At 38.6% G+C, this 7033-nt stretch carries 9 protein-coding genes; 5 read left to right on the forward strand and 4 right to left on the reverse strand.

The genetic code is table 11. The features are described 5' to 3' along the window. Window positions 1-112: 112 nt before the first annotated feature. Window positions 113-289, reverse strand: coding sequence for a hypothetical protein (locus tag PVE40_RS12050; protein ID WP_274732190.1), 177 nt, complete (start codon window positions 287-289; stop codon window positions 113-115). 118 nt (window positions 290-407) lie between these two features. Here PVE40_RS12050 and PVE40_RS12055 point away from each other — a divergent pair, with 118 nt between their 5' ends. The 3 genes from PVE40_RS12055 to PVE40_RS12065 all read left to right on the forward strand — a co-directional run bounded on the left by PVE40_RS12055 (window position 408) and on the right by PVE40_RS12065 (window position 2205). Beyond that, window positions 408-770, forward strand: coding sequence for a hypothetical protein (locus PVE40_RS12055; protein ID WP_274732191.1), 363 nt, complete (start codon window positions 408-410; stop codon window positions 768-770). 71 nt (window positions 771-841) lie between these two features. Continuing rightward, a complete protein-coding gene (locus tag PVE40_RS12060; protein ID WP_274732192.1) occupies window positions 842-1327 on the forward strand; it encodes an RNA polymerase sigma factor in 486 nt (161 codons plus the stop codon). Further along, the gene (locus PVE40_RS12065; protein WP_274732193.1) at window positions 1324-2205 is read left to right on the forward strand and encodes a zf-HC2 domain-containing protein; all 882 of its coding nucleotides are present in this window, start codon (window positions 1324-1326) and stop codon (window positions 2203-2205) included. Before PVE40_RS12060 ends, PVE40_RS12065 begins: the two co-directional genes overlap by 4 nt. A gap of 21 nt (window positions 2206-2226) precedes the next feature. On the opposite strand, the gene PVE40_RS12070 is transcribed toward PVE40_RS12065, so the two are convergent. Next, window positions 2227-3000 carry an NRDE family protein gene (locus PVE40_RS12070; RefSeq protein WP_274732194.1) on the reverse strand — a complete coding sequence of 258 codons (774 nt, stop codon included), beginning with the start codon at window positions 2998-3000 and terminating at the stop codon, window positions 2227-2229. A gap of 56 nt (window positions 3001-3056) precedes the next feature. Further along, window positions 3057-4388, reverse strand: coding sequence for an APC family permease (locus tag PVE40_RS12075; protein ID WP_274732195.1), 1332 nt, complete (start codon window positions 4386-4388; stop codon window positions 3057-3059). Between the two features lie 165 nt (window positions 4389-4553). On the opposite strand from PVE40_RS12075, the gene PVE40_RS12080 reads away from it, so the two are divergent. Beyond that, a complete protein-coding gene (locus tag PVE40_RS12080) occupies window positions 4554-5156 on the forward strand; it encodes a nitroreductase family protein (RefSeq protein WP_274732196.1) in 603 nt (200 codons plus the stop codon). 236 nt (window positions 5157-5392) lie between these two features. Beyond that, a complete protein-coding gene (locus tag PVE40_RS12085; RefSeq protein WP_274732197.1) occupies window positions 5393-5599 on the forward strand; it encodes an AbrB/MazE/SpoVT family DNA-binding domain-containing protein in 207 nt (68 codons plus the stop codon). A 637-nt stretch (window positions 5600-6236) separates the two neighbouring features. On the opposite strand, the gene PVE40_RS12090 is transcribed toward PVE40_RS12085, so the two are convergent. Next, window positions 6237-6665, reverse strand: a complete 429-nt coding sequence (locus PVE40_RS12090) for a hypothetical protein (RefSeq protein ID WP_274732198.1) — start codon at window positions 6663-6665, stop codon at window positions 6237-6239. Between the last annotated feature and the right edge of the window lie 368 nt (window positions 6666-7033).

Genomic DNA, 7033 nt, shown 5'->3' on the forward strand with positions numbered 1-7033 from the left:
AACGGAAAAATTCATTTGTCTCTTTGTGTTTTTCACAAAAGGGCCAAAGGCCCATCAACACTTAATATTCTAGAGCCAAAAAAGTACGAAGTGAACCTCACTTCGTACTTTTTTATTTGGGTTCTTTTTTGGAAGACGCCTCATTATTAATAAAGAATGTACTGGTACCTGTTAGGAATCCACCACCAATACCTATTAGCATTCCAAAGGCGGTCCATATAGTAGATAAATAAATCCCGGACATGAACATGATTAATCCGATAAAAAAGAGAATAAATCCTTTATTCAAGGCTATGTGCTCCTCCCTCATTCAAATACGTAGCTATGAATCATCTTATCATTAAGCAAACAAAAAGAACAATGAATCATTATAATGGAAGTAGTTGTTTAATGAAGGGAGGAGAAAAATGAGTTCATTAACGAGAAAACAAGTAATGTGGAATGGAGTACTCGAAAAAGGAAATAAAAATATTCTAAGAGTAGGGACAAAGAAATACCGGATCACTAATGATTTTTCAAAGAAAGTTAGATTGAAGAATAGAATCATCGGGCTAATGACTGCAGTTTTTACGTTCTTCTATTTATTTTCAATTGAGAAATATCGTGAAATCCCTTTGGAAGGAAATAACGAGTTGCTCCTTCAAGGACTTAATCTGACTTTTATATTTTTATTTAGCATTGCTTCAAGCTTCATCATCATTTCTCTACTAATCTTACCGAAAAATATGGAGCAGTACGTCCAGGAAGTTGGTGAAGAAGGATTAAACTAAAATTAAATTCAGTTTAATCTTTCTTGTAAGAAAAACTATTTCCAAGCGTCTAATAAGTAGGAGGTGAAAAAGTGACCGAAATAGAGAAGTTATATCAACGTTATTTTAAGGATGTTTATTTGTTTGCCTACAGTTTATCCAAAGATAAATATATTGCTGAAGATATCACGTCTGAGACATTTATCAAAGCCGTGCAATCGATTCATCAATTTAAAGGAAATTCAGATATCCGAGTCTGGCTCTTTCAAATTGCCAAATTTACTTATTTTTCCACTTTGAGAAAAGATAAAAAAATCATCTTCGTTGATTCAATGGCAGAAGAACAGGATGGAATGAACCTTGAACATACCATTATCTCCACCACAGAGTCTCAAAGAGCAGAAATACTTCTTGAACAACTGAAGGAACCGTATAAAGAAGTATTTCTACTGAGAGTTTATGGAAAACTTAGTTTCAAAGAAATTGCAGAAGTATTTGGCAAAACAGAAAATTGGGCAGGGGTCACTTTTCACCGCGCTAAAAAGAGACTGAAAAAGGAAATGGAGGAGGAAAGATGAAGATAAGTTGCGCAGTAATTCAGGACTTATTGCCTCTCTATGTAGAAGATATGGTGAGTAGCGAGAGTAGAGAACTAGTAGAAAAACATATAGAAACTTGCGAGAATTGCCGCAGGGAACTGGAGGGACTGAACGAAGAAGTACTCTTACCAATAGAAAACAATCCTTCGCCGCTAGTAAAGGTGCGGTCCAGTTTGAAAAAGAAGAGAAGACAAGTGGCGATTCTGTCTATGCTCCTAACGTTCGTAATAGGCATTGTTGTGGTTTCTTACATTACAGCACCGGATTATTACCCTTATGATCTGGAAAGAGTTACGATTACAAAAAGTGAGAATGGGAATGTACTTGCGACTTTTGATGAGCATGTGACGGGATATAGGGTGGACCAATCGGACGAGGGCCAAGTGTACCATGTGACGACTTGGAGTACATTATGGGGAAAATGGAGTGGAGAACGATTAGATAATCCGGTTGTTTTGAATCCCAATGGAGAAGAAGTAGCTGCTGTGTATTATTCCGCACCGGATGGGAGTTCGAATACATATTTATACGGAGAAGAAGTGTATGCAGATGGTGGAATAATGATTTTACCTCGCCTTTACTTTGCCTATTATACTGGATTTTCCATCTTACTATGGATTTCATCAATCGGGATCGCTCTCTTCAAGCGGGGAAATAAAAACGTTCGAGTTGTTGCAACCAGGATTTCTTTTTTGCCTCTTTCTTACCTGATTGGGCACTTGTTGATTAAGGGAACAAGTATGTCTTCCTATTCCGCAACGAGGGAACTATCCGCCATTTTATTGGTGATGATTCCATTGTTTCTTCTCCTATTGTCTATGTATCAAATCATGTTGCATAAAGAAAATAATCATTAACTACTTAGGACTGGATGAGTGTCACGTTTCAAGTTGAAACTCAAAACGTTTATCAGCATAAGTCCCGTCTGATCTATAGTTTCGTTCTGTGAAGGTGACTTGATTGTTCCAATCTACCAATAGAATGGTTGTGCAACGTGTACCAAATGTTTCGGATTGGATGAAGGTAGCAGAAGTTTTCCGTCTCATTTCTAGTGGAAGAGGCACATTCGGTAGTTCTTCATCAGGCGCAGGTGTAGAGTCCATCATCATCTGCATAAGCTGCTCGGTGTAGAGCTTCCCTTCTTGGGAAAACTGTTCGAGTTGCCGTTTTGTGTTTACAACTTTTGGCCAAGGGGTGTTTAAGGTCGCATTGCTAACACTGTTGATTCCGGCAGGAAGCTGGCTTGAATTCTGGTCACGGGAATTGAAATGATACAAGTTATCTACGGTTCCCAACAGGATATTGAACGGTTGATATTCCATTTTATTCTGCTTGAGAATTTCTAAATACTGCTCTGGGGTTTGGTTTGAAGTAAGGTAATCCATCACAATCTTTCCTCGTGATTTCTTTGGAGTCGTTGCTGCTTCAAAAAATTCACCGTCATGACAATTTGTAATAGCAGCGAGCTTGCCGTCTCTGGTGATACCCAGCCACGTACCGTTCGCTTCTAAATCTTTTCCAGCCAATAAGCCAGGGTACGTTTCCCAAAATTGGGCAGATCTAGTGGGGCGGTCATACGCTTCATCCCGGTTGGCAGCGAGGACTAGTTTGTAAGTTGGGTGTTGGGCAATATGAAAGGTAATTAAACACATGGGAATTACTCCTTTCTATTTACACAAAAAGCGAAGCAGGAGCTTCGCTTTTTGTTTTACTTTTTATAATAGGTATACCCTGCTAAAAAGACAAGCAGGCAAAGGACGAGGAAAATAGGTACAAAGGTTGGGTTGGAAACAATTCCGCCGACTACAATGACAGCCGACCCCACCATACCGAAAATAGGAAATAGTTTTCCAAACAGCGGGCTGGTAATTTCTCCAGCTTGGTGCATTTTGATTACTCTCAAGTAAAGAATCACATAGGTAATATAGCTGAAAACAATCGAAATTTCACTCACGTCTCCGCCAGCCAGAATCCCTGTTTTTTGGGTAAGATAATGAAGGGCTAACCAAAGCAGGGAAATGCCAATAGAGGCAAGCGCTGCGTAAGGGGAAAGCATGGTTTTTGAATCAATTAATTTTACTTTTTTACTATTTGGAATCATCCCTTTTTCTGCCAGAGCTTGCGGCAAGCGAAGATTTCCTAATACTAATCCGTTCACAACTCCCAATACCGCAAGGAGAACAAAGGAAAGGATGATTTGGCCACCTTGTGGACCAAGAAGGGTAACACCAATATCGTAGATGGTATTATCACCATTTGCTAAAATATATTCAGGTCCTACAATCGCAACCATACCTAAGAAGTAAGCTAAGTATACTCCTAGAACCACAAGTGGGCCAATTGTAAGGGCAAGGGGCATATTTCGTTTCGCATTCTTCACTTCATGAGTAATACTGGTAGAAACGACCCAGCCGTCAAAGGAAAACGCAATGGGCGCAAGAGCAGCTAACCAGCTCCAGCCTACTTGATCAATTGGGACCGTAAGCTGGGCTGTTGTTGTTAGAGCAGGAGCCTGCCAGAAAATTCCAATCAATCCGATTCCGATTAGCGGCAGCAACTTCATGATCGTAGCTAAATTTTGAAAAGCAGCTCCAAGACGAAGGGAAAAATAATTCAATACATGAAAGAACAGCATATAGCCTAAACCGAACAACATTTGTAGTTCCAACGTTGCAGGCAGGCGGAACAAGATGGTTGAATAAATCCCTGCAACCCAGCTGACCACTACGAGAATAGAAGGATAATAGGCAAATAGTTGAAACCAACCAAATGCTGCTGCGGCCTTTTCAGAAATGAATTCCTCAAAGTAGGCAATAACGCCCCCTCTTCGATCTGTTTTTGCGGCAAGTTGAGACAAGGTAATGTTACCGAAAATGACACAAAAGGCACCGATAAAGAAAACGAGGACACTTAAACCAACATGTCCGCCCGTAAAACTCAAAATATCGTCTGCTTTGAAGAAAATCCCAGAGCCGACACAAATACCAACAATCATAGAGATTGCGGTTCCTAGACCATAATGTTTCTGTTTGTTTTCCAATGAAATACTCCTAACTCAAATGAATTTACTTACCGATTGTACTACAAATACAAGAAGCAAGCACCTTTTATTGATAGGGGAATAGTGGATTTCTTTAACTTTCAAAAAATAATTGATATAATAAATAAAGGTTTGAAATAGAACTAATTTTTGGAGGTTTTGCTTGTGGAAACAAAAGTAATCGACTTATTGAAGAAACGTCGTTCTATTTATGCAATCGGGAAAAATGTGACTCTTTCTGACGAAGAAATCGTAACGTTAATTAAGGGTGCGGTGAAAGAAAGTCCAACTTCCTTTAACTCGCAAACATCCCGCGTGGTGATTCTGTTTGGAGACGCTCATAACAAATTATGGGATATTACAGAAAAACAATTGCGTAACGAAGTGCCAACAGAAGAAGCATTCCAATCAACAAAAGCTAAACTAGATTCATTCCGTGCTGGATATGGAACGATTCTTTTATTTGAAGACCAAGACGTTGTACGCGGCTTACAGGAGCAGTTCTCCTTGTATGCGGATAATTTCCCTGTCTGGTCAGAACAAGGATCTGGGATTGCGAGTATGAATATTTGGGCTGCCCTTACCGAAAATAATATCGGTGCAAGTTTGCAGCACTACAACCCACTGATTGATGAAGATGTACAAAAAGAATGGGACATTCCTTCAAATTGGTTGCTGCGTGGCCAAATGCCATTTGGCTCCATTGAAGATGTACCAGGTGAAAAATCTTATATTGATGACGAGGGAAGATTCCTCGTATTTAAATAGATAGCAGGAAATTGAACTAAATAGAAAATACTTTTTACCCTAGTTTGCAAAATTTATTTTTTAATTTTGTATGGCTAGGGTACAATTATGCTCGCTTGCTCCTTCTCTCCCCTCTACTGGGCTGTTTCGAACGCTTTGTCAAATCCTTCCTTGGAAGAACATAAAGTGATAGCATGTCTCTATATGTTTGGATAGATACGTATTTACATATATACTCTTCGTGAGGAGTGATGAATATGAAAAAGATACAAAGAACCACGAGGAAATCAGGGCATAGCGTTATTACAACTTTGCCATCAGATGTACTGAAACAGTTAAAAATTGAAGTGGGCGATAAAGTGGAAATTCGCAAAGCAAAGCAGCCAGAGGATGACTTTTTGGAAACCGTTCATGCGGTGATGGACGATTATAACGAAGCTTTAGAAGGGCTTGTCAGCAGATGATTCGAGATTTAACGGAACGGGAATTGGAGTTAATTTACAAGTTAGTAACAAAGAAATAGAAGATTATACAGTAGCGGTTGCCACTGATCAAACCCTAATGTGGGAAAGAATTTCGGTGTGGCTTGAGGCTCATTCAAAGTAAGGTGCTCCTCCTATAAGGCGGAAATAGGAGCACAAATGAGGCTGATTGTGTTAAAAAGAACTCAATCATGAAAAGGAGGAAATCCGATGTTTTGGAAGATGAAACTCCATTAAGTACTTTTGAAAGGAGTGCTTAATGTGAGTAGAAGTTTTCGTAAATTTCCTAGAAATCGTCACAATAGAAGTCATATGAAAAAAGCTTTTAATCGTGGCTTAAGACAAAAAATAAAAAATGGATTGTTTGACGAGTGTTTGTTATAAGGTGCAAGCAGAATGCCTATAGGTATTCTAGTTTATTATCAATCTTCGGACATTTTTAGTATGGAGGTATTCTTTTTTATTTAAGGTACCATTATATTAGTCGCTTACGACGTGCGAGGCGAATAGATATGAAACATACCTGAGCAACCAATTTTTTCGTACAAAAATCCCCTTTACCTATTGGCAGGGGGTAGTATGCCTATACAGATTTATTACGATACGAGCTTTTCTACTACTAAAAGTCATCCACGTAAGAATCAGTTGTATACTCGGTTCCAATCTCATCTACAAATATTCTAGGAGCGGTTTGCGTTAAGCGGTAGTTGATTGCGTCGCCACTTTTAATGGTATACACATCGTCTTTCTTAGTCACCGTATAGGGGCTATATTCACCCACTTCTAAAGGCAGATCTCTATTCTCTGAACCAGCGTCATTCGACGTAATAGGAACATAACGATCATAAACAATAAACGTAGAATCTGTAAATGCTAATTGATAGGAAGCTGCAATTTCATAGTTTCGCTGAGAGAGAAGGACGTTGTTTTCAGCCCATGAGTCTGTGACATCTTTTGATCGCAGCGTCATAAATAAAACCACTATTACGACTGCGAGCACACTAGTAACTAGTGAGAAGATATATTTATTCTTTAATGTTTTTTTCAAAAATACTTACTCCTTCCTATTTACTTGTTGTCTCTGGCATTAGTCTAGCTAGTATAGGGTACACTAAATCTGATCTTTTAATTTGTCAATTTAAGCTAGATAAAAATACTTATTGCGATTAACCACCTCCTTTACTCCGAATATAACAACAATAAACTCTTCCTCCTTTCTATATAAACAGCGGGTGACGAGAAAGTTAAATTTCACTTATAATATATCACAAAAGTGAGGATTCCTGACCAAATGAGAGTGTAAAATATTTTGTGTAAATAGAAAAAAGGAAGTCCCTTCTGTAGAATAGAGTTACCACAACACATTCACAGAAAAGAGGACTTCCATATGAACGATTTTACTACAGAAATTCTAAA

The sequence above is a fragment of the Jeotgalibaca caeni genome (assembly GCF_028863945.1).
Taxonomy (GTDB): Bacteria; Bacillota; Bacilli; order Lactobacillales; family Aerococcaceae; genus Jeotgalibaca; species Jeotgalibaca caeni.

Bases quoted from the DNA above. Each gene is read 5' to 3' on its own strand.
- PVE40_RS12055 (WP_274732191.1), top strand. From the start codon at position 408: ATGAGTTCATTAACGAGAAAACAAGTAATGTGGAATGGAGTACTCGAA.
- PVE40_RS12065 (WP_274732193.1), top strand. From the start codon at position 1,324: ATGAAGATAAGTTGCGCAGTAATTCAGGACTTATTGCCTCTCTATGTA.
- PVE40_RS12070 (WP_274732194.1), bottom strand. From the start codon at position 3,000: ATGTGTTTAATTACCTTTCATATTGCCCAACACCCAACTTACAAACTA.
- PVE40_RS12085 (WP_274732197.1), top strand. From the start codon at position 5,393: ATGAAAAAGATACAAAGAACCACGAGGAAATCAGGGCATAGCGTTATT.